20 protein-coding genes are annotated in these 20129 nt (G+C 68.7%); 4 read left to right on the forward strand and 16 right to left on the reverse strand.

Translation table 11 applies throughout. The features are described 5' to 3' along the window. Positions 1 to 3: 3 nt before the first annotated feature. The 11 genes from LVY72_RS01880 to LVY72_RS01930 all read right to left on the reverse strand — a co-directional run bounded on the left by LVY72_RS01880 (position 4) and on the right by LVY72_RS01930 (position 9673). Positions 4 to 1128, reverse strand: a complete 1125-nt coding sequence (locus LVY72_RS01880; RefSeq protein ID WP_237817748.1) for a YihY/virulence factor BrkB family protein — start codon at positions 1126 to 1128, stop codon at positions 4 to 6. Continuing rightward, positions 1100 to 1720, reverse strand: coding sequence for a 2'-5' RNA ligase family protein (locus LVY72_RS01885; protein WP_372463665.1), 621 nt, complete (start codon positions 1718 to 1720; stop codon positions 1100 to 1102). Before LVY72_RS01885 ends, LVY72_RS01880 begins: the two co-directional genes overlap by 29 nt. 2 nt (positions 1721 to 1722) lie before the next feature. Beyond that, on the reverse strand, positions 1723 to 2841 hold the full coding sequence (gene trpS, locus LVY72_RS01890; protein WP_237817749.1) for a tryptophan--tRNA ligase: 1119 nt from the start codon (positions 2839 to 2841) through the stop codon (positions 1723 to 1725). A 16-nt stretch (positions 2842 to 2857) separates the two neighbouring features. Continuing rightward, entirely contained in the window at positions 2858 to 3715 is an 858-nt protein-coding gene (locus LVY72_RS01895) for an exodeoxyribonuclease III (RefSeq protein WP_237817750.1), read from the reverse strand. Between the two features lie 26 nt (positions 3716 to 3741). After that, positions 3742 to 4299: a hypothetical protein gene (locus tag LVY72_RS01900; protein WP_237817751.1), complete on the reverse strand. Its 558-nt coding sequence runs from the start codon at positions 4297 to 4299 to the stop codon at positions 3742 to 3744. A gap of 71 nt (positions 4300 to 4370) precedes the next feature. Continuing rightward, positions 4371 to 5450: an LLM class flavin-dependent oxidoreductase gene (locus LVY72_RS01905; protein ID WP_237817752.1), complete on the reverse strand. Its 1080-nt coding sequence runs from the start codon at positions 5448 to 5450 to the stop codon at positions 4371 to 4373. Positions 5451 to 5468: 18 nt separating this feature from the next. Next, positions 5469 to 5825 carry a VOC family protein gene (locus tag LVY72_RS01910; protein WP_237817753.1) on the reverse strand — a complete coding sequence of 119 codons (357 nt, stop codon included), beginning with the start codon at positions 5823 to 5825 and terminating at the stop codon, positions 5469 to 5471. A 136-nt stretch (positions 5826 to 5961) separates the two neighbouring features. Continuing rightward, positions 5962 to 6807 carry an ABC transporter permease gene (locus tag LVY72_RS01915; RefSeq protein WP_237817754.1) on the reverse strand — a complete coding sequence of 282 codons (846 nt, stop codon included), beginning with the start codon at positions 6805 to 6807 and terminating at the stop codon, positions 5962 to 5964. Next, positions 6804 to 7697, reverse strand: a complete 894-nt coding sequence (locus LVY72_RS01920; RefSeq protein WP_237817755.1) for an ABC transporter permease — start codon at positions 7695 to 7697, stop codon at positions 6804 to 6806. Before LVY72_RS01920 ends, LVY72_RS01915 begins: the two co-directional genes overlap by 4 nt. Then, positions 7690 to 8664, reverse strand: coding sequence for an ABC transporter ATP-binding protein (locus tag LVY72_RS01925; protein WP_237817756.1), 975 nt, complete (start codon positions 8662 to 8664; stop codon positions 7690 to 7692). Before LVY72_RS01925 ends, LVY72_RS01920 begins: the two co-directional genes overlap by 8 nt. A 61-nt stretch (positions 8665 to 8725) precedes the next feature. Continuing rightward, complete coding sequence (locus LVY72_RS01930) at positions 8726 to 9673, reverse strand: LysR substrate-binding domain-containing protein (protein ID WP_237817757.1); 948 nt, start codon at positions 9671 to 9673, stop codon at positions 8726 to 8728. A 114-nt stretch (positions 9674 to 9787) separates the two neighbouring features. Between LVY72_RS01930 and LVY72_RS01935 the strand changes: the two genes are divergently transcribed. The 3 genes from LVY72_RS01935 to LVY72_RS01945 are packed head-to-tail and all read left to right on the forward strand — an operon-like array spanning position 9788 to position 12600. Continuing rightward, positions 9788 to 10984, forward strand: a complete 1197-nt coding sequence (locus LVY72_RS01935; RefSeq protein WP_237817758.1) for a cytochrome P450 — start codon at positions 9788 to 9790, stop codon at positions 10982 to 10984. A 14-nt stretch (positions 10985 to 10998) separates the two neighbouring features. Further along, complete coding sequence (locus LVY72_RS01940; protein WP_237817759.1) at positions 10999 to 11322, forward strand: 2Fe-2S iron-sulfur cluster-binding protein; 324 nt, start codon at positions 10999 to 11001, stop codon at positions 11320 to 11322. Positions 11323 to 11325: 3 nt separating this feature from the next. After that, the gene (locus LVY72_RS01945) at positions 11326 to 12600 is read left to right on the forward strand and encodes an NAD(P)/FAD-dependent oxidoreductase (RefSeq protein WP_237817760.1); all 1275 of its coding nucleotides are present in this window, start codon (positions 11326 to 11328) and stop codon (positions 12598 to 12600) included. A gap of 14 nt (positions 12601 to 12614) precedes the next feature. On the opposite strand, the gene LVY72_RS01950 is transcribed toward LVY72_RS01945, so the two are convergent. Continuing rightward, positions 12615 to 13526: a LysR family transcriptional regulator gene (locus tag LVY72_RS01950; RefSeq protein WP_237817761.1), complete on the reverse strand. Its 912-nt coding sequence runs from the start codon at positions 13524 to 13526 to the stop codon at positions 12615 to 12617. A gap of 164 nt (positions 13527 to 13690) precedes the next feature. Between LVY72_RS01950 and LVY72_RS01955 the strand changes: the two genes are divergently transcribed. Further along, complete coding sequence (locus LVY72_RS01955) at positions 13691 to 15082, forward strand: MFS transporter (RefSeq protein WP_237817762.1); 1392 nt, start codon at positions 13691 to 13693, stop codon at positions 15080 to 15082. Positions 15083 to 15179: 97 nt separating this feature from the next. Here LVY72_RS01955 and LVY72_RS01960 read toward each other — a convergent pair whose 3' ends face one another. The 4 genes from LVY72_RS01960 to glyA form a co-directional block, all read right to left on the reverse strand. Continuing rightward, positions 15180 to 17258 carry an amylo-alpha-1,6-glucosidase gene (locus LVY72_RS01960; protein WP_237817763.1) on the reverse strand — a complete coding sequence of 693 codons (2079 nt, stop codon included), beginning with the start codon at positions 17256 to 17258 and terminating at the stop codon, positions 15180 to 15182. Next, positions 17258 to 17653 (reverse strand): SCP2 sterol-binding domain-containing protein, encoded by a 396-nt coding sequence (locus tag LVY72_RS01965; RefSeq protein ID WP_237817764.1) that lies wholly within the window; start codon positions 17651 to 17653, stop codon positions 17258 to 17260. The genes LVY72_RS01960 and LVY72_RS01965 overlap by 1 nt, the downstream gene beginning before the upstream one ends. Positions 17654 to 17804: 151 nt before the next feature. Beyond that, a complete protein-coding gene (locus tag LVY72_RS01970; RefSeq protein WP_237817765.1) occupies positions 17805 to 18707 on the reverse strand; it encodes a bifunctional methylenetetrahydrofolate dehydrogenase/methenyltetrahydrofolate cyclohydrolase in 903 nt (300 codons plus the stop codon). 2 nt (positions 18708 to 18709) lie between these two features. After that, positions 18710 to 19999: a serine hydroxymethyltransferase gene (glyA, locus tag LVY72_RS01975; protein ID WP_237818159.1), complete on the reverse strand. Its 1290-nt coding sequence runs from the start codon at positions 19997 to 19999 to the stop codon at positions 18710 to 18712. Positions 20000 to 20129: the final 130 nt, after the last annotated feature.

Below are 20129 nucleotides of genomic sequence, written 5' to 3' on the forward strand. Positions count from 1 at the left end.
GGATCAGGCACCGGCCGGAGTGGCCCGCCGGTGCCGCGGCCGGGTGCCCTGCTGGCCGCGGAGGCGCCGGGACTGCTGCCGGACGGACCTGGCCCGCCGCCGCACATCCTTGGTGCGGGCCGGCGTGCGGGCGTCGGCCATGCCCACCGCGCCCCAGGCCGCAGCGAGCAGGTACAGCTGGCTGAGGAAAAAGAACCAGACGAACAGGCCCAGGACCACGGCGAACGGCGCCAGCAGCGGATTCTGCGCCACGCCGTCGAGCAGCGCTGAGGCGAAGAACCGCAGCAGGGCGCTGCCTGCGGCCACCATCAGCGAAGCCTGCCACAGCATCGGCCGGCTCATCGGCAGCCTCGCAGCCAGCCGGAACAGCACCACCGCCACGGCCATGTCCAACAGCAGCATCACCAACAGGCCCAGCCCGATGGCCAGCGGGTAGGCCAGCGCGCCGACGAACTCCAGCCAGCCGGCCGCCAGCTCCAGCAAGGTGCCGGCGAGGATGGCCAGTATCGAGGTGAGCACCAGTGCCACGGCCAGCAGCAGCAGGATGCCCACGTCCTTGAGCTTGATCAGGAAGAAGTTCCCGGTCAGCCGCGGCACCCCGAAGATGCCCCGCAGGCCCTCGCGCAGGCCGGCGATCCAGCCCAGCGAAGCCAGCAGCAGGGTGATCATCGAAACCACCAGGGTCAGGCTGAAGGTGGTGCCGTGGGAGAAGAGCTGCTCGGGGGTGACGAACCCGCCGCTGCCGGTATCGATCAGGCCCGGGACGGAATGGCTGAGGATCGCGATGATGGCCACCTGCAGCCGCGGCGTGTTGGAAGCGACCAGGCCGAACACGGCAAACCCGGCGACCAGCATGGCCGCCACGGAAAAGAACATGTTGTAGGCGCTGCCGGCTGCCATCAGCGGCCCGTGGCGCATGAGGTAAAGGTTCCAGACCCGCAGTGGCCGGGTTGCGTTGAACCTGGCGAACAGGTAATTGCTCCAGGCCACCAGGCGCCCAATGATTCCCGCTTCGCGCCGGGCCTGGCTGACTTCGCGCCGCCGCCGGACCACCTGCGCGCGCAGCTGCCCGTGCCGCAGCGGAAGCGGCTCGCCGGAGTCAGTCCCGGCCGCCTCCGGCGCGGTCACCGTGGTCCGGCTCCGCGTCAAAGCTCAGCTCTTCCCGTAGGATCCATACGCCCGACTGGTCGTGCTCGTACAAGCCCATGCTACTGACGGTAAAAGTCGCGGCATAGTCGGCCAGCTTCGCTTCGGCAGCATCCATGCTGGCCAGGCTCACCCCGTGGGCCACGGTGACATGCGGATGGAAGTCGAATTCGAGCTCCCGGGCCAGCGGGCCCGACTGCAGTTTGCGGTGCAGCTGGACGCAGGAGGCAAAGCCCTCGGAGACGTTGACGTAGACCACCGGGGATACCGGCCGGAAGGTGCCGGTCCCGCGGATCGTGACGGTGAACGGCTCCTGCCCGCGGGCAACCGCGCGCACGTGCTCGGTGGCCGCCGCCCAGTCCGTGACCGGGGTCGTCGTCACCAGGGTGATGTGCGGCGGAATGACGGCGGCCAGCGGGTCCCCGAAGGAGGCCCGCCACTGCTCCAGCTCGCTGGCCATCGGCTCCGGAACGCCGATCACCACGCCCACCTGGCCCATCTGCCCGTCCGCGCCCGACCCGCCATCGTCCGGGTTTTCGACGGCGATGCTGCTGTCCGGGGACTGCGCGGTCATTGCTAGCGCAGGCTCCCGGGACGCAGGAAGCCGACCTTGTCATAGACGTCGGCGAGGGTCGCCGCGGCGATGCCCCGGGCCTTCTCGGCCCCGCGGGCAAGCAGGCGGTCCAGCTCGGCCGGATCGTCCAGCAGCCCGTGCGCGCGCTGCTGGATCGGCGTCAGCGTCTCGACCACCAGCTCGGCCAGGTCCACCTTTAGATGCCCGTACATCCTGCCCTCGTACTCGGCAACGAGCTGCTCCACGCTCTTGCCGCTCAGGCTCGCGTAGATGGTCAGCAGGTTGGAGATGCCCGGCTTGGTCTCGCGGTCGAAGCGGATCTCGGTGCCGGCATCGGTCACCGCCGACTTGATCTTCTTGGCCGCCTGCTTGGGGTTGTCCAGGATGTTGATCAGGCCGGCCGGGGATTCGGCGGACTTGGACATCTTCGCGGTGGGCAGCTGCAGATCATAGATCTTCGCCCCCTCCTTCTGGATCACCGGCTCCGGCACCACGAAGGTTTCGCCGAAACGGTAGTTGAAGCGCTGCGCCAGGTTGCGGGCCAGCTCCAGGTGCTGGCGCTGGTCCTCGCCCACCGGGACGCCGTTCGGGCGGTAGAGCAGGATGTCCGCGGCCATCAGCACCGGATAGGCGAACAGGCCCACACTGGCGACGTCGGACCCGTGCTTCTGCGTTTTGTCCTTGAACTGGGTCATCCGCGAGGCCTCGCCGAAGCCCGTAATGCAGTTCAGCACCCAGGCCAGCTCGGCGTGCTCGGGCACGTGCGACTGCACGAAGAGCGTGCACTTATCCACGTCGATGCCGCCGGCGATGTACTGGGCTGCGGTGACGCGGGTGCGGGTGGCCAGCTCGGCCGGATCGTAATCCACCGTGATGGCATGCATGTCCGGGACGAAGTAGATCGCCTCGTACTCGTCCTGCATCCTGACCCAGTTCACCAAGGCGCCCAGGTAGTTGCCCAGGTGCAGGGAATCGGCCGAGGGCTGCATGCCGGAAAGCAGGCGCTGGCGCCTGCCCGCGGCCTGCGGCGACGGCGCGGCGCCCTCTGGAGCGGTGGCAGTGCCCTCCGCGGGGGCTGCGCCGTCCGTGGAGCCGGTGGATTCAGTGGTGCTGGCAGTCATGGAATATGGAAACCTTCTAGAACTGGTAGTCGATAACCAGGGGGGCGTGGTCGGAGAAGCGGGCATCGTAGGACGCGGCGCGGTCCACCACAGCGTCCGCCGCGAGCGCGGCGAGTTCCGGGGTGGCCATGTGGTAGTCGATGCGCCAGCCGGTGTCGTTGTCGAAGGCCTGCCCGCGCCAAGACCACCAGGTGTACGGGCCGTCCACCTCGCCGGCGAGCGAACGGTGTACGTCCAGGTAGCCGATCTCCTCGCCGAAGAACCGGTCGAAATAGGCGCGTTCCTCGGGCAGGAAACCGGCCCGCTTCACATTGCCCTTCCAGTTCTTGATATCCAGGGTGGTGTGGCCCACGTTCAGGTCCCCGACCACCAGCACGTGGTCGCGGCTGGCCTTCAGCGCGGGCAGCCGCTCCACCATGACGTCCAGGAAACGGTACTTGTCCACCTGCTTGGGCGTGTCCACTTCGCCGGAGTGGACATAGGCGCTGACCACCGTCAGCACGCTGGTGCCCGCCGCGCCGGGGACCTGGAAGTCCGCCTCGACCCAGCGGCCGGCGGTGGCGAAATAGTCGTGGCCGATGTGTTCGCGTGTGGCCACCGGCGCCTCGCGGGAGGCGATAGCGACGCCGGCGCGGCCCTTGGCCTCTGCCTCGGCGTGCAGGATGTGCCAGCCGTCGCCGAGCAGTTCGCGCACCACCGCATCGGGGGCGCGGACCTCCTGCAGGCACAGGATGTCCACCCCGCGGTCGGCCAGCCACGCATCCATGCCCCGCTTGTAGGCGGCGCGGATGCCGTTGACGTTCACGGATGCGATCCGCAGCCGGGTTCCGGCCGCTGCTGTCGCCTGCACGCTTGCTTCGGTTGCCAAACTCACTCGACTACCTTACCCGCGCCGGATGATCAGTTGACAACCGTGCCGGTAACCGGCTCGCCGCCGTCGTCGTTCTTGATCATGCCCCGGCCGTTGTGGGCGGTGATTTCAATGGTTTCGAGGGCGCGCTCGACCATGCCGGTGTCCTTGCCGAGGTAGTCGCGGATGACGCGGACCTGGACCTGGACGATCTTGAAGCTGTGGTCCAGCTTCTGGTCCCGGACGGCGTTGACCCGGGTGACTTCCTCCTCGACCAGCTCGGTGCCGCCGTTCGGTCCGGCAGGTCCGCCTGCGGCCCGGCTGGCGAGGTCCGCCTGGATGGTGGCGAACTTCTCCTGGGCCTTCCGGGTGGCCCCGCGGACGCCGAACACCACAAACACGGCCAGCAGCAGCCAGCCCAGCGCGATGATCGCGATGATCCAGCCGATCACGTCGTTCTGGTTCGCGGCGAAGACCACGGCGAACAGGAACACCAGCACCATCACGGCCATGCCGATGCTTCCTGCCTTGAAAGGCCAGCCGCGGGGCGTGGGGTTGGCGGAGGTGGACGAGGAGGACTGGACGGGGTTGTTGCCGAGCGATCGCATGGGTATATTCTCTCAAATCCGCGCACCGGCTGCGGCGCCTTCCACCTGAAGCGAAACGCCCCGCGCCGTCGTCAGCGGGCCGGACTCCAACCCAGCTGCGGGGCGATGTGTTCGGTGACCAGCTGCAGGGTCCGCCGGTGCAGTTCCGGCGAGGCCAGCGAGGGCAGCGTCACGACCAGCTGGGTGGCCTCCTGCAGCGCGTCGTCGGCCATCAGCGCGTCCAGGATGGCCTCCGGGTCCCCATGGTAAGCCGGGCTGAAGCGCATCGAGGCGCCCGTGCGGGGCCTGCCCTGCTCGTCCATGCGCCCGGCATAGAACTTCAGCCAGTCCTGCAGTTCCGCGCCGTCCTCGTCCTTCAGGTACGGCAGCATGATCCGCGACACGCTGACCCGGGGGCCGCGGTCCGGCTCGAGCTCGGCCAGCAGCTTCTTGTAGGCCCGGACCTGCTCGGCCTGGCGGACCTCGAACGGGTCCCCGGTCTCTTCGGTATTCAGCGTGGATACCTGCAGGTCGAATCCCTGCCGCGCGGCGCGTTCGGCCGAAGCCAGGCTGCCGGCGCCGTACCACAGCCGGTCCGCCAGGCCGGGCGCCGGCGGGGTCAGGGTCAGCTCGTCGCCGGCGGGCAGGGTGGAGAACGGCTCGTCCAGGACCGCCAGGACCTCCCCGCGCAGCGCCGCGAGCAGCCGGCCCAGCCGGCGCTGCACCTCGCCGCGGAAATCCGCCACGCCGTTCGGCGGCCCCGACTCGAAGAGCTCCTCGAGCACCGCCGCCGGGTAGCCACTGCTCAGGCCCAGTTCGAGCCGGCCGCCGCTGAGCAGGTCCAGGTTGGCCGCGTCTTCGGCCAGCCGGATCGGATCCTCGTAGCGGACCGGCACGACGGCGGTGCCCAGCCGCAGCCGGCTGGTGCGCTGGGAAACCGCGGCCAGGAACACCAGCGGCGAGGACAGGAACGGCTCGAAGTGGCGGTTCCGCACCCAGCCGGTGTCATAGCCGAGTTCCTCCGCCCGGCGGAACAGGCCGATGCCGTCCTGCAGTGCCCGGGCCGCATCCACCGGACTGGTGCGCCGGCCGGTGTTGTGGACAAAGCTGAGGAAGCCCAGTTCCAGGCGCCGTCCCGCCGGCGGACGGTTTGTTGACGTGTCAGTAGTCACGCCACCAGCGTACAGCGGCTACCACCGGACCAGGCAGAAGGGGTGCCCCTGGGGATCGACGTAGACCCGGAACGTCCCGGTGCCGGCGTCCATGCTTTCGGCCCCGAGCTGCAGGACCAGCTCCTCGGCGATGTCCAGGTCCCGGACCTTCACATCCACGTGCATCTGCTGCGGATGCTCCTGGCCCGGCCACTGCGGTGGCTCGTAGTTCGCCACCTGCTGGAAGGCGATGGCCGGGCGGTCCGGCGCATCCCCGATGCTCACCCAGCCGTCGTCCTGCTGGAGCCGGATCATGCCCAGCAGCTGTTCGTAGAACGTGGCCAGCTTGTCCGGATCCGCGCAGTCGATTACCAGTGCCTGCCACTTGCCGATCATCGCCAACTCCTTTGTCCGTGCAGGGCGCCATCATGCAGGATGCTCGCGTGCGGTGTGTCCGGATGCCGCGGGGCCATTCCATCATGGCCCGTTCCCCGGACGGTTGGCTAGCGCGTCGCTCCGGCCACTCGCTGCGCTAGCTGAGGAAGAGCTTGCGCAGCCGGCCGGTGGTCAGCAGCAGGCCCAGCAGGATCATCACCACGTAGTAGAGCACGTGGATGGCCGTAGCCGCGTTGAAAACCCCGGCGTTGAGCTGGCGCAGCAGCTCGACGCCATGCCAGAGCGGCAGGGCCTGGATCAGCCGCTGGATCGGTTCCGGGTAGACGCTCAGCGGATAGAACGTCGCGGAGAACAGGAACATCGGCAGCATCAGGAAGGTGATCCAGTCCATCTGCTGGAAGGTCTTCATGTAGCTGGTGATACCCATCCCGAACGACGCGAAGCCGAAGGCGATCAGTACCGCCGCCGGGATCATCAGCAGCGCCCACGGCGTCGTGATCAACCCCATCACCCCCATCACGGCGGTGAAGCCGGTCGCATAGAGCGCGCCGCGCAGCAGCGCCAGCAGGATCTCGCCCAGCGCCACATCCAGCGGACCGAGCGAGGTATTGAGCATCCCCTCGTAGAGCCTGGCGAAGTTCAGCTTGAAGAACACGTTCCAGGTCGAGTCATAGACGGCCCCGTTCATGGCGGACACGGCCAGCAGGGCCGGCGCGATGTAGCTGGCGTAGCCGATCTGCTCCCCGCCCGGCCCCTGGACGGTGCCGATCAGCGAGCCCAGGCCGATGCCCATCGCCACCAGGTACAGCACCGGTTCCACGAATCCGCTGGCCATGATGGCCCAGTTGCTCGACCAGGTGGCCCGCAGACCGCGGCCGACGACGGCGCGCACGTTGCCGGCGTACAGCGAGGCCAGCGGCCGCCGGGACGGCACCGGGGCGGCGGCCGCACGGCCCGGGCCGGTGATGGTGCGCTGGCTCATTTGCCCAGCCTCCTGGCATAGATCCGCCGGGCAGCGAGCCAGCCGGCGACCGCCAGCAGCGCCAGGTAGCCGAGGTGGACCGCCGTCAACCAGGCCGGCTCGGCCTGGCCGTAGCTGAGCACCCTGCCCAGCTCGGTCGAGTGCCACAGCGGCGAGATCCAGCCGATCCAGCGCACCACCAGCGGCATCGCTTCCAGCGGGAAATAGGTTCCGGAGAACAGGAACAGCGGCATCACGATGAACCGCTGGACCAGGGCGAACTGCCCCTTGTCCTCCTCGATCCGCGCGGCATAGGCCATCACCGGCAGGCCGAAGGCCAGCCCGCCCAGCGCCGAGGTCAGGATCATCATCCAGCCGCTGGCTTCGAGCACGGCGCCGGCCGGCAGCAGGAACAGGAAATACAGTCCGGTGGTCAGCAGCAGCCGGCACAGCACGCCCAGGCAGTGGCCGTTGACCAGCTGGTGGCTGGAGAGCGGGGACGCATTGGGACCGTAGTAGGTCCGCCGCCACTTGAAGCCGGACATCACCGGATAGGTGTTCTCGTCCGTGGCCACCATGATGGCGGCGGTGGCCAGCAGGGCCGGGGCCACAAAGACCAGGTACGGGACCGGGCGGCCGGATCCCAGGGAAGCCGCGGCCGAGGTATTGGCATCGACCAGGGCGGCCAGGCCCACGCCCAGGCCGAACAGGTACACCAGCGGTGTGCCGACGGCGGTCAGGGCCACCGTCCAGCCGTAGCCGCGCATCGCCCGCAGCCAGTGCTCCAGGTAGTACAAGGACCCGAACCGGCGCGCCCGGGCCGCGGACTGCAGGGGGTCCAGCGGCGGGCGCAGGCCCGCGCGCTGCCGGCCGGCGGCAGCGGCGTCCGCCGGCTGCCAGGTCCTAGTCAATGAGGCTCCTGCCGGTCAGGCGGAGGAAGACATCCTCCAGGCTGGAACGGCGCACCAGCGTGGTGAGCGGGCGCAGGCCCCGCGCGGAAACCTGCTCCAGCGCCGCCTCGCCGTCGTCGGCATAAATCAGCACGCGGTCCGGCAGGGTCTCCTGCCGCTCGCCGATGCCGGCCAGCTCGGCAGCCACGCTCGCGTTGCGTTCGGAGCCGAACCTGAGCTCGAGTACTTCGCGGGTGGAATGCTCCCGGATCAGCGCCGCCGGGGATCCCTCGGCCATGATCCGTCCCTTGTCCACCACAATCAGCCGGTCGCACAGCTGCTCCGCCTCGTCCATGTAGTGGGTGGTCAGGATCAGCGTAACCCCGCTCTCCTTGAGCCGGAAGAGCCGGTCCCAGAGGATGTGCCGCGCCTGCGGGTCCAGCCCGGTGGTCGGTTCGTCCAGCAGCAGCATCCGGGGTTCGTTGATCAGCGACCGGGCGATGGTCAGCCGCCGCTTCATCCCGCCGGAGAGCGCATCGATCTTGGACTTGGCCTTGTCCGTCAGCTGGGCAAACTCCAGCAGTTCGTCCGCCTTGGGCCGCAGGTAGCTGTGCGGCAGGCCGAAGTAGCGCCCGTAGACGATGAGGTTGTCCCGCACCCGCAGTTCCTCGTCCAGGTTGTCCTGCTGCGGCACGACGCCGAGGTGGGCGCGGACTTCCGGACCGTACCGGTCCGGGTCCAGGCCCATGATGGCCAGTTCGCCCGAACTGCGCCGGGAGACGCCGCCGATCATGCGCATGGTGGTGGACTTGCCCGCGCCATTCGGGCCGAGCAATCCGAAGGATTCGCCGGCCCGGACCTCGAACGAGATGCCGTCGACGGCGGCGACGTCGCCGAACTTCTTGGTCAGGTTCCGGGCCGAAATCACGATCCCGCCGCCACCGCGGGTGCCCGGGCCGGGGGAATCTGAAAGATTTGTTTGAGGCACGCGAACAGCTTAGCCGCCCCCGGCGGGGCGGGAAACCGTCCGCGTGCGGCAGCCCCTTCGGCTACTTCAGCTGCGTCCGCGGCGGACCCAGGGCAGCCGGAACCGCGCCGGCGGCGAATTCGACCATGGCCCGGGCGCGGTCGGTCGGCCGGATCGCCTCGGGCCAGATCATTCGCACCGCGATCGGCTTCACGGCCGGGACAATCGGCCTCGCCACCACGGGCCGGCCCTCGTAGCTGGCGTCCACCGCCGGACGCTGGACCAGCACCGAATAGCCGGTTCCCCGGCCCACCAGCGACCGGGTCAGTTCGAAGTCGGTGGTGCGGTAGCGGATCAGCGGCGACACGCCGGCGTCCTCGAACAGCGACAGGGTGTGGTGGCTGCTCGGCGGGGCGTCCAGCAGGATCATCGGCTCGGCGGCGAGTTCGGCCAGGGAAACCTTGTCCCGCCGGGCCAGCGGGTGGTCCTCGGGCAGCAGGGCATAGGCCGCCACCTCGTAGAGCAGCACCGAACCCAGCCCGGGCCGCAGGTCCATGTCGTAGACCACCGCCAGGTCCAGCTCGCCGGCGAAGAGGCGTTCCTGCACCTCGTCCTGGGTGCCCTCGACGAAGTCCAGCTGCACCTTCGGGTGTTCGGCAGTGAAGCCTTCAAGCAGCACCGGCAGAATGGTCGGCGCCACGGTCAGGTAGCAGCCGACCAGCAGCGGGCCGGCCAGTTCCGTCCCCCCGGCGGCGGCGCTCAGCTCCAGCTCCTCCGCATCCCGGAGCAGGGCCGCGGCACGGGAGTGCAGATGCGAGCCGGCCGGAGTGAGCGAGACACCATGGGCCTTGCGCCGCACCGTGAGCTGGGTATCGAAAATCCGCTCCAACTCCCCCAGCGCCGCCGCCACCGCCGTCGGGGACACCCGCAGCTCGTCCGCAGCCGCCGAGATGGCGCCGGTTTCCGCGACGGCAACGAAGTAGGCCAGCTGGCGCAGGGTGTAGCGGGCCACGACTGCTCCTTCCATCATTTTTATTTGGATATATCCAACTTTTATGAACTTTACCCGAGGATATGACGGGTGCCACACTCGGAGGCAAGCCAGATCACACGGGCAGCCGCCCGCCAACATGAGGAGTCCAGGATGAGCGTCCAGGCCGAGGCCCGCCCCGTTCCCACCGCAGACTGGGTCACCATTGAAGACCTGCACCGGGACCCGTTCCCGATCTACCGCAGGATGCGCGAGGAGGCCCCGGTGCACTGGGTGCCGGCCGTGAACCGCTACATGGTGACCAGCTACGAGGCCTGCCACATCATCGAGAACGACCAGGAAATCTACTCGGCCAACGAGACCAACTCGCTGATGAAGCGCGCGATGGGCCATTCCATGCTGCGCAAGGACGACCCCGAGCACGATGTGGACCGCAAGTCCTACGGCTCGGTGCTGCGCCCGAAGGCGATCAAGGAAACCTGGAACGCGATCTTCCAGGCCAATAGCGACAAGTACCTGGCCCGGCTCAAGGCTGCAGGCCCCGGCGCGGATCTGATCTGGGAGTATGCCGCGCCCTATGCGGCCGAGAACCTGCGCCTGATCATGGGCTTCCACAATGCCACGCAGGAGGACCTGCAGCGCTGGTCGCAGACCATGATCAACGGCACCGGCAACTATGCCGACGATCCGGAGGTCTGGGCGGCGTCGGAAAAGTCCTACAACGAGGTCGACGACGCGATCGACGAGATCCTGCCGTACCTGCTGAAGAACCCGGACAACAGCCTGCTCTCGGGACTGGCCGGCATGCCGATCCCGATGGAAGCCATCCGCGCCAACATGAAAATGACCATCGGCGGCGGCCTGAACGAGCCGCGCGACGTCCTCGGCGTGGCCGTCTGGGCCCTGCTGTCCAACCCGGAACAGCTGGCCCAGGTGCTGGCCGACCCCTCGCTCTTCCCTGCGGTGTTCGAGGAGTCGGTCCGCTGGGTGGCTCCGATCGGCATGTACCCGCGCGAAGTCACCCGCGATACCGTGCTCGAAGGCATGGCCCTGCCCCGGGGCGCCCGGCTCGGTGTCGTCGTCGGGGCGGCCAACCGGGACCCGAAGGTCTTCGAGGATCCGGAAGTCTTCGACATCAACCGGCCGAAGAAGCCGCACCTGGCCTTCGGCGGCGGCAACCACTACTGCGCCGGGGCCTGGGTCGCCAAGGCCTCCGTGGCCGGCATCGCCCTGCCGCAGCTCTTCGCCGAACTGCCCAGCCTGCGGCTGGATCCGGGGCACCCCGCTGTGGATGCGGGCTGGGTCTTCCGCGGCATGACCGAATTGCCCGTCCTGTGGGACCGGAAGTAGGAAAGGAAACCATCATGGCAAAGATCACTTTCAATCATGCCGGCGGCGATGTGGATGTGCTGGAGGTGGAGCCGGGGACCTCGCTGATGCGCGCCGCGGTGACCAACGGTGTGGCCGGGATCGTCGGGGAGTGCGGCGGGCAGGCGATGTGCGCCACCTGCCACGTCTACGTCCGCGAGGAATACCTCGACGCGCTGCCGGAGATCAGCGACGACGAGGACGAGATGCTCGACTGCACGGTCGAAGAGCGCACGGACCGCTCGCGGCTGGGCTGCCAGGTCACGGTCGGCGAGGGCCTGGACGCGGTCGAGGTCGACCTGCCCGAGAGCCAGGTCTGAGCCGTGGACACTACGGCTCGGGACCGCATTGTCATCACCGGCAACGGCCAGGCCGGCGTCCAACTGGCCGACTCGCTGCGCGCCGCGGGCTTCACCGGGGACATCACCCTGGTCGGCGACGAGGCGGCCTTCCCCTACCAGCGCCCGCCGCTGTCCAAGGACTACCTGGCGGTGCGCGACGGCGGCGCGGCCCCGGCGCCGCTGCCGCTGCGTGGGGAGAAATTCTTCGCCGACGCGCGCCTGGACTGCCGCACCGGGGTGGCGGTGACCGGCATCGACCGTAACGGGCACACCGTGAACCTGTCCGACGGGTCCGTGCTGGCCTACACGAAGCTGGTGCTGGCCACCGGCGCGGCCAACCGGGAACCGGCGGTGCCCGGGGCCGGTCTGGCCGGCATCCACGGACTGCGCACGCTGGCCGACGCCGAGGCCGTCCACCGGCGCCTGGACACGGTGCGCAACGCCGTCGTGATCGGTGCCGGGTTCATCGGCCTGGAGTTCGCTGCCGCCGCCCGCGCCCGCGGCATCGCGGTCACCGTGCTCGAATACGCCGACCGTCCGATGGCCCGGGCCCTGTCCCGTCCCACGAGCGAGTGGTTCGCCGCCGCCCACCGGCAGATGGGCACCGCCCTGCGCCTGGGCGAGGGAATCGCCTCGTTCACCGGCGACGGCGCGGGGCAGGTGGCCGCCGCGGTGTCCACCGCCGGGCACACCTACCCGGCGGACCTGGTGCTGGCCGGCATCGGCGTTACCCCGCGCACCGAGCTGGCCGAGGCCGCCGGGCTGGCGGTGGACAACGGCATAGCGGTCGATGCGTCCCTGCAAACGAGCGACCCGGACATCTACGCGCTCGGGGACTGCGCCAGCTATCCGCAGGCGCATGCCGGCGCCCGGCTGCGCCTGGAATCGGTGCAGAACGCCACCGACCAGGCCCGCCACCTGGCCGGCACCCTGACCGGCACCGTACCGGCCGGACCCTACGCCGAGCTGCCCTGGTTCTGGTCCACCCAGGGGGCGCTGAAGCTGCAGATCGCCGGGCTGTCCGCCCCCGGGGACCAGACCGTGCTGCGCGGGGATCCCCGGACCGGCAGGTTCTCGGTCTTCTGCTACCGCGATGGCGCCCTGGCCGCCGTCGAGTCCGTCAACCAGCCGGCCGACCACATGGCCGCCCGGCGCCTGCTGGCCGCCGGCCGGACGCTCACCCCCGGACAGGCCGCCGACCCGGACTTCGACCTGAAGGCCTACGCCAAACGCGTCCCGACATCCCTGGGCACCTAGCGACCTCCCCGCCGCTAGCCTGCCGGCAACTGCAGCACCTCAACCGCATAATCCAGCAGGGCTTCGGCACGGCGGGTGAGTTTGGTCTGGTCCGGCCAGATCGCCACCACCGAGGTGCGGCTGGCCGGCGGGGACAGCGGCCGGACCACCACCTGCCGGCCTTCGATGGTCTGCGGCGGCTGGTTCGGCCGGGACATCAGCAGGGCATAGCCCAGCCCCCGGCCGACCAGCGCCTGGACGAGCACCACCTCCGGCATGGCGGTGGCGACGTTGGGGCGCAGGCCGCGCTCGGCGAAAAGCCGCTGCGTGTTGGACGTGCTCGGGCTGGATTCGTACATGATCAGCGGCTCGGGGGCCAGCAGGGCCAGGTCGATGGCTTCCAGGCCTGCGAACCGGTGGTCCGGCGGCAGCACGGCCATCAGCTCGGTCGCGTAGATGTCCCGCTGCGCATAGCCCGGCGGCAGGAGCATGTCGTACACGATGGCCAGATCCAGCAGCCCGGCGTCCAAGGCCGGCAGCAGGTCATCGTGGGTGCCAACCGTCACGTCCACGATGACCTCCGGGTGCCGCGCCGGGAAGCCTTCCAGGATGGCCGGCACCACGTTGCTGGCAAAGCTGGCGAAGACACCGAGTTTGACCGGGCCCTTGAGCCGGCCGGAGGTCCCGGCCAGGTCGCTGACCAGTCCTTCGGCGTCGTGCAACAGGCGGCGGGCGCCCTGCGCGAAGAACTGCCCGGCCGGGGTCAGCTGCAGACCGCGCGCCTTGCGCCGGACGCACAACTGCTCGCCGACGGCCTGTTCCAGCGCGGAGATGGCCTGGGAGAGGGCGGACTCGGAAATGTGCAGCGCGGCCGCGGCGGCGCTGAGGGTGGGATGCTCCGGCAGGGCGGCAAAGAGCTCGAGCTGTCGCAGGGTGAAGTCAGCCAATATTTCGGTCCATCCGAAGAAGTTCCATAGTTTTCTGAAGTTTACTAAATGAAGGAGAAGTGTGACACTGGACACCTAGGAAACTCAATAGTTGAGACCTTCAAATATTTTCTGAATCGCGGCGCCGGCCACCGAGCGTGGTCTTCGAGCAAGGAATTCTGAACATGAGCACAAAGTCACAAGGCCATTCCTCGGCCGCCAACCAGCGGCGTGTGGCCTTCGCGACCATCATCGGGACCACCGTCGAGTGGTACGACTTCTTCATCTACGCCACGGCCGCCGGTTTGGTCTTCGCCCACCTGTTCTTCGAGCCGGCCGGTGAGTCGATCGGCCTGCTGCTGGCATTCGCATCCGTGGGCATCAGCTTCCTCTTCCGCCCGCTGGGAGCGTTCCTGGCCGGCCACTACGGGGACAAGATCGGCCGGCGCTGGATGCTGGTCATCACCCTGATCCTGATGGGTGCAGCGACCACCCTGATCGGCGTGCTTCCCACCTACGAAAACATCGGTGTCATGGCCCCGGTCCTGCTGCTGCTGCTGCGCATCCTGCAGGGCGTCTCTGCCGGCGGCGAATGGGGCGGTGCGGTCCTGATGGCCGTCGAGCACTCCCCGGCGGACCGCCGCGGCCGTGCGGGCGCATTCCCCCAGCTGGGCGTGCCGCTGGGCATGCTGCTGGCTTCCGGCGTGACCACGCTGATGACCGGCGTCATCTCTCCCGGCCAAGCGTTTCTCGAGTGGGGCTGGCGCGTGCCGTTCCTCCTCAGCTTCGTGCTGATCATCGTCGGCTACCTCGTCCGCCGGGCCGTGGACGAGTCCCCGGTGTTCCTGGAGATCGCCGAGAAGAAGCAGCAGACCAAGGTCCCGATCGCGGAGCTGTTCCGCAAGCACTGGCTGCTGGTCATCCTCGCCGCCTTGGTGTTCGCCGGAAACAACGCCGCCGGCTACATGGCCACCGGTGGCTTCATCCCCAGCTACGCCACCAGCCCGGCCGTGGGCCTGGAGCGCACCGACGTGCTGCTCGCGATCACTTTTGCCTCCGCATGCTGGTTCTTCTGGACCGCGATGGCAGGGTTCCTCGCGGACAAGATCGGCCGCCGCAAAACCTACCTGATCGGCTTCACCGCCCAGCTGCTGACCGTCTTCCCGCTGTTCTGGCTGATCAACACCGGCTCGCTGGCCATGCTCTACCTGGCGCTGGCCCTGTTCACCGTCGGCCTCGGTCTCGGCTACGGTCCGCAGGCCGCCTGGTATGCGGAAATCTTCCCGGCCTCGGTCCGCTTCTCCGGCGTCTCGATCTCCTACGCTCTCGGCGCGATCCTCGGCGGCGCCTTCGCCCCGACTATTGCCCAGGCGCTGATCAACGCCACCGGCACCAGCACCGCCGTTTCGCTCTACCTGCTAGGCATGACGGTCGTGTCAATCCTGGCTGTGCTCGCCCTGCGCGACCGCCGCGGCATCGACCTGTCCATCACTAACCAGGCCGAGCAGGAAGTCGGCGCCACCGTGTTCGACAAGCGCCGGCCCGCCGTGAACGAACGGGCCAAGGCCACCGTCTAAGGTCCTGAACGCGGCGAGGGGGCGGTTCCGGGTGTCCGGGACCGCCCCCTCGTTGTTGTCCGGACCGCCCGGGCCTGGTACACCGTCGGGCTGACGGTCAGCGGTCCGGTCCGCCCGGGCCGCCGGTCGCACGCGACGTATCCACACGGCCGCGGCCAAAGGCGTCGATCCTCCCCCAGCGGCCCGCAATGTCAAGCAGTTCAAGCCGGCCGATGGTATAGGGCAGCGCCGGATCCACCACGAGGTGCTCGCCCACCGGTTCCAGGCCGAGCATGGTGCGCAGCAGCAGCAGCGGCGCCCCCGTGGACCATGCCTGGGGGCTGCACGCGGTGGGATACTGCACCGGGTACTTCGTCATCGACCGCGGATATCCTCCGAACGCCTCGGGCAGCCGTCCGTCGAAGAACCTGGACGCCTCGAGGATGCCGGCTGCCACCACGGCGGCCTCGTCCTTGAAGCCGTAGCGGCGCAGTCCCCACGCGATGAACGAGTTGTCGAACGGCCAGATGGTCCCGTTGTGGTAGCCGATGGGGTTGTACCGGCTCTCCCCCGTGGCAAGCGTCCGGATCCCCCAGCCGGTGAAGAGCCGGTCGCCCATCAGGTGCCCGGCCACGGCCCTGGCCTTCGACTCATCGACGATGCCGCTCCACAGGAGGTGGCCATTGTTCGAGGTAAGCGAGTCGACCTGGCGCCCGTCGGCGTCGAGGGCGATCGCAAAGTACCCACCATCGGCGACCCAGAAGTCACGGTTGAAACGCTGCTTCAGCTCGGCGGCCTGCTTTTCGAGCCGGGCGGCAAGTACGGGATCGTGCCACACCTCGCGTGCCAGCCGCGCGCCGCGGACCTTCGCGTCGTAGGCGTAGCCCTGCAGCTCGCAGGTGGCGCGCGGAAAGCCGGGCAGTGTGCCGTCGCGGTAGGAGATCGAGTCCCAGGAATCCTTCCAGCACTGGTTCTCGAGGCCGGTCTGGACATTGCGCCGCTGGTAGGCGATGTAACCGTTGCCCTGGAGATCGGCGTAGGTATCGATCCAGTGCAGCGCGGCGCGTGCCTCATGCTCGAGCTCGCGCACGAGGTCGGCGTCGCCGGTCCACCGCTCATACTCGTCGAGCAGGACCACGTACAGCGGCGTGGCGTCGGCGGCCCCGAAATACGGGGAGTGCGGGCGCTCCTCGAACGCGGTCATCTCGCCGTAGCGCATCTCATGCAGGATCCGGCCGGGGTCCTCGTCACGGAAGTCGTCGACTCGGGTGCCCTGGCGCAATCCGAGCTCGCGCAGCGTCGTCGCCGCCAGCTCCGCGGTGAACGGCAGCGCCTGCAGGCTCGTGAAGATACTGTCGCGCCCGAACATCGTCATGAACCACGGCAGACCGGCGGCCGGAAGGCTGCGGCCCCCTGCGGTCAGCGGCGAGAAACGGAGCGCCGCCAGGTCGATCAGGCTCCGCCGGTAGGTCCTGGACAGTGTCTCCCAGTCACACTCGAGCCGCGGCGCACCGTCGAGCCACCGGGCGAGATTCCTTGCCATGTTCGTGATCGGCCGCTTCACCTGGTCCCTGATTGACCGGGTGTCGCCCTCCGCTATCTGTCCGGGTACATCGATGGCGACATCCAGTTCGGTCGTCCAGGACTCATGCGGTTCGATCCTGACCGCAAACGTCAGCCCGCCGTCGTCGAACGCGCAGGGCTGTGACGACGAGATCGCCGTCGACCGCTCATACGTGTCGCGGCGGTAGGTCAGGACCAGCGACCCTTCATCCGCCTGCCTGCTGTAGGACCCCTTCTTCTGCAGCGCGTCCTTGATCTCGAACAGATCCGCGAAATCGCAATCAGCCTCGATCCGCACCGTCAGATCGACCGGCGCGGCGTCGTGGTTCAGGAACAACATCTCCTCGTGGAATCCGTTGCCAACCGAACGCCGGCGGATTACCGACAGGGTCGCGTTCACATAGACGCTGCCCACCCCGGGGACGAGGAAGAACCGGGACTCGTAGTACTGCAGGTCGTCGGTCGACAGCGACGTCAGACGGTCGCCGTTCACGGTGAGCACCCACTTCGACAAGAACCGTGTATCGAAGGAGAACAGCCCCGTCGGGTCCGACGGGGAAGCCTCGATGTCACCCCGCTCATCGCTGACGACGAAGGTGTTGCCGTTGAGGATCTTCACCAGCTGCTCGCCCATCACGCGCTCCTCGTGCCGGCCGCCGGGTCCCAGCCCGGGGGCGGGGCCGGAAAAATCCGCTGGATCGCGAGCAGCAGCTCGAGATCACCGTGGCACACCACGGCACCCCGCAGCACCGCCGCCATCAGGTTCCTGCGGCCCCCGACCAGCTCCTGGAAGACCGATCGTTCGCCACGGATGATGCAGTCCGCCGGGGCGGACCCGCGCGCAACGGTGAGCTCGCCCTGGTCCACGGTCAGGTGCCAGGACTCGGTGGCTGCGCCGTCAACCAGGTCGAACCGGATGCGCCCCGAGACCTTGCGCAACAGTGGCTCGCTGCCACGCCGGCCAAGGTCCTCGAAGAACGTCGCGGCGGTACCGTCGGTGGATGGGTTCCGGGCTGCCGAGTCGATCACCCACCCATGGTGCATGCCCGCGGGTGCGGACGCATCATCCGATCGGGATGAGCCCCTCCCGGCGCCGCAGACGCGGCAAGGGGAGGCACTCCCACCGGAGTACCTCCCCTTGCCTTCCTACCGTTTCCCTGCGTTGCGGGTGCCCGGCGGGTCAGCCGGCCTGGCGCTCGGCGGCCTCCACCACATTGGCCAGCAGCATGGCGCGGGTCATCGGTCCGACGCCGCCCGGGTTCGGCGACAGCCAGCTGGCCACGCTGCGGGCCTCCGGATCGACGTCGCCGGTCACGCGGGACTTGCCGGTGTCCTCGTCCTCGACGCGGCTCACGCCTACGTCCAGCACCACGACGCCGGGCTTGAGGTCCTCGGCGCGGATCATGTGCGGCATCCCGGCGGCGGCGATCACGACGTCGGCCTGGCCCAGTTCTGCGGCGAGGTCCTCGGTACCGGTGTGCGCCAGCGTGACCGTGGCGTTGATGCTGCGCCGGGTCAGCAGCAGGCCCAGCGGGCGGCCCACGGTGACACCGCGGCCGACCACGAGGACCTTCTTGCCCTTCAGCTCGATGTCGTGGCGCAGCAGCAGTTCCACGCAGCCGTGCGGGGTGCACGGCAGCGGCGAATCCAGCGGCTCGTTCACGTTCAGCACCAGCCGGCCCAGGTTCGTCGGGTGCAGCCCGTCCGCGTCCTTGGCCGGATCGATCTTCTCGAGTATGCGGTTGGTGTCGATGTGCTTGGGCAGCGGCAGCTGCACGATGTAACCGGTGCAGGCCGGGTCCGCATTCAGCTCGTCCAGGACGGCCTCGAGCTCTTCCTGCGAAATGTTCTCCGGCAGGTCGCGGCGGATGGACTCGATGCCCACCTCGGCGCAGTCGCGGTGCTTGCCGGCCACATACCACTGGCTGCCCGGGTCCGCACCCACCAGCACAGTGCCCAGACCGGGGACGATGCCGCGGGCGCGCAGCGCGGCCACACGCTCGGCCAGCTCGGATTTGATCGCTGCCGCCGTGGCCTTGCCGTCCAGGATCCGGGCCGGCTGCGGGTTCGTGTAGATGTTCATGTTCACCATTCCTCGTGGCCCGGGTACAGCGGGAAGTCCTGGGCCAGCTTGGCCACACGCTTGCGCAACACCTCGACGTCGGCACCGCCCTTGAGCGTGGTGGCGATGACGTCCGCGACCTCTTCGAACTCGGTGGCGCCGAAGCCGCGGGTGGCCAGCGCGGGGGTGCCGATGCGCAGGCCGGAGGTGACCATCGGCGGGCGCGGGTCGAACGGGACGGCGTTGCGGTTGACCGTGATGCCGACCGAATGCAGCAGGTCCTCGGCCTGTTTGCCGTCCAGTTCGGAGTTGCGCAGGTCCACCAGGATTAGGTGCACGTCGGTGCCGCCGGTGAGTACGGAGACTCCGGCTCCGGCGACATCGGGGGCGGCCAGACGGTCGGCGAGGATGCGGGCGCCTTCCAGCACGCGCTCCTGGCGCTGGCGGAACTCCTCCGACGCGGCGATCTTGAAGGCCACGGCCTTGGCCGCGATGACATGCATCAGCGGGCCGCCCTGCTGGCCCGGGAAGACGTTGGAGTTGATCTTCTTGCCGAACTGCTCCTTGGCCAGGATCACGCCGGAGCGCGGCCCGGCGAGCGTCTTGTGCACCGTGGAGGTCACGACGTCGGCGTGCGGCACCGGGTTCGGGTGCAGCCCGGCGGCCACGAGGCCGGCGAAGTGCGCCATGTCGGTCCAGAAGAAGGCGCCGACCTCGTCGGCGATGGACCGGAACGCCTCGAAGTCCAGCTGGCGCGGGTAGGCGGACCAGCCGGCGATGATCACGTTCGGCCGCTCTGCCAGGGCCTGCTCGCGCACCCGGTCCATGTCGATCCGGTGGGTGTCTTCTTCCACGCCGTAGGCGGCCACTTCGTAGAGCTTGCCGGAGAAGTTCAGCTTCATGCCGTGGGTCAGGTGCCCGCCGTGGGCCAGCGACAGGCCCATGATCTTGTCCCCCGGCTCGATCAGCGCCGCGAGGGCCGCGGCGTTGGCCTGCGCACCGGCATGCGGCTGGACGTTGGCGAACTCGGCACCGAAGAGGGCCTTCACCCGCTCGATGGCCAGGTTCTCGGCCACATCCACGTACTCGCAGCCGCCGTAGTAGCGCCGGCCCGGGTAGCCCTCGGCGTATTTATTGGTCAGGACCGAGCCCTGGACCTCCAGCACCGAACGCGGCGCGAAGTTCTCGGAAGCGATCATTTCCAGCGTGTCCCGCTGGCGGCCGAGCTCGTCCTTGAGGACAGCAGCAATTTCTGGGTCGACTTCGGACAGCGGAAGGTTGGTGACCGAGGTGGTGGAAGACGTCACGGAGATCTCCTGGATGGGGTTGTTTTGCTACAGGTCAGGCTACCGGCTGCAGACGGGCTCGCGCATTGCGTGTCCGCCGGATGACAGGATCCGGTTACGACTTGACCCCCGGCCCAGGCGTGCGATCCGTGGTCTG

The organism is Arthrobacter hankyongi, assembly GCF_022012395.1.
GTDB classification, from domain to species: Bacteria; Actinomycetota; Actinomycetes; order Actinomycetales; family Micrococcaceae; genus Crystallibacter; species Crystallibacter hankyongi.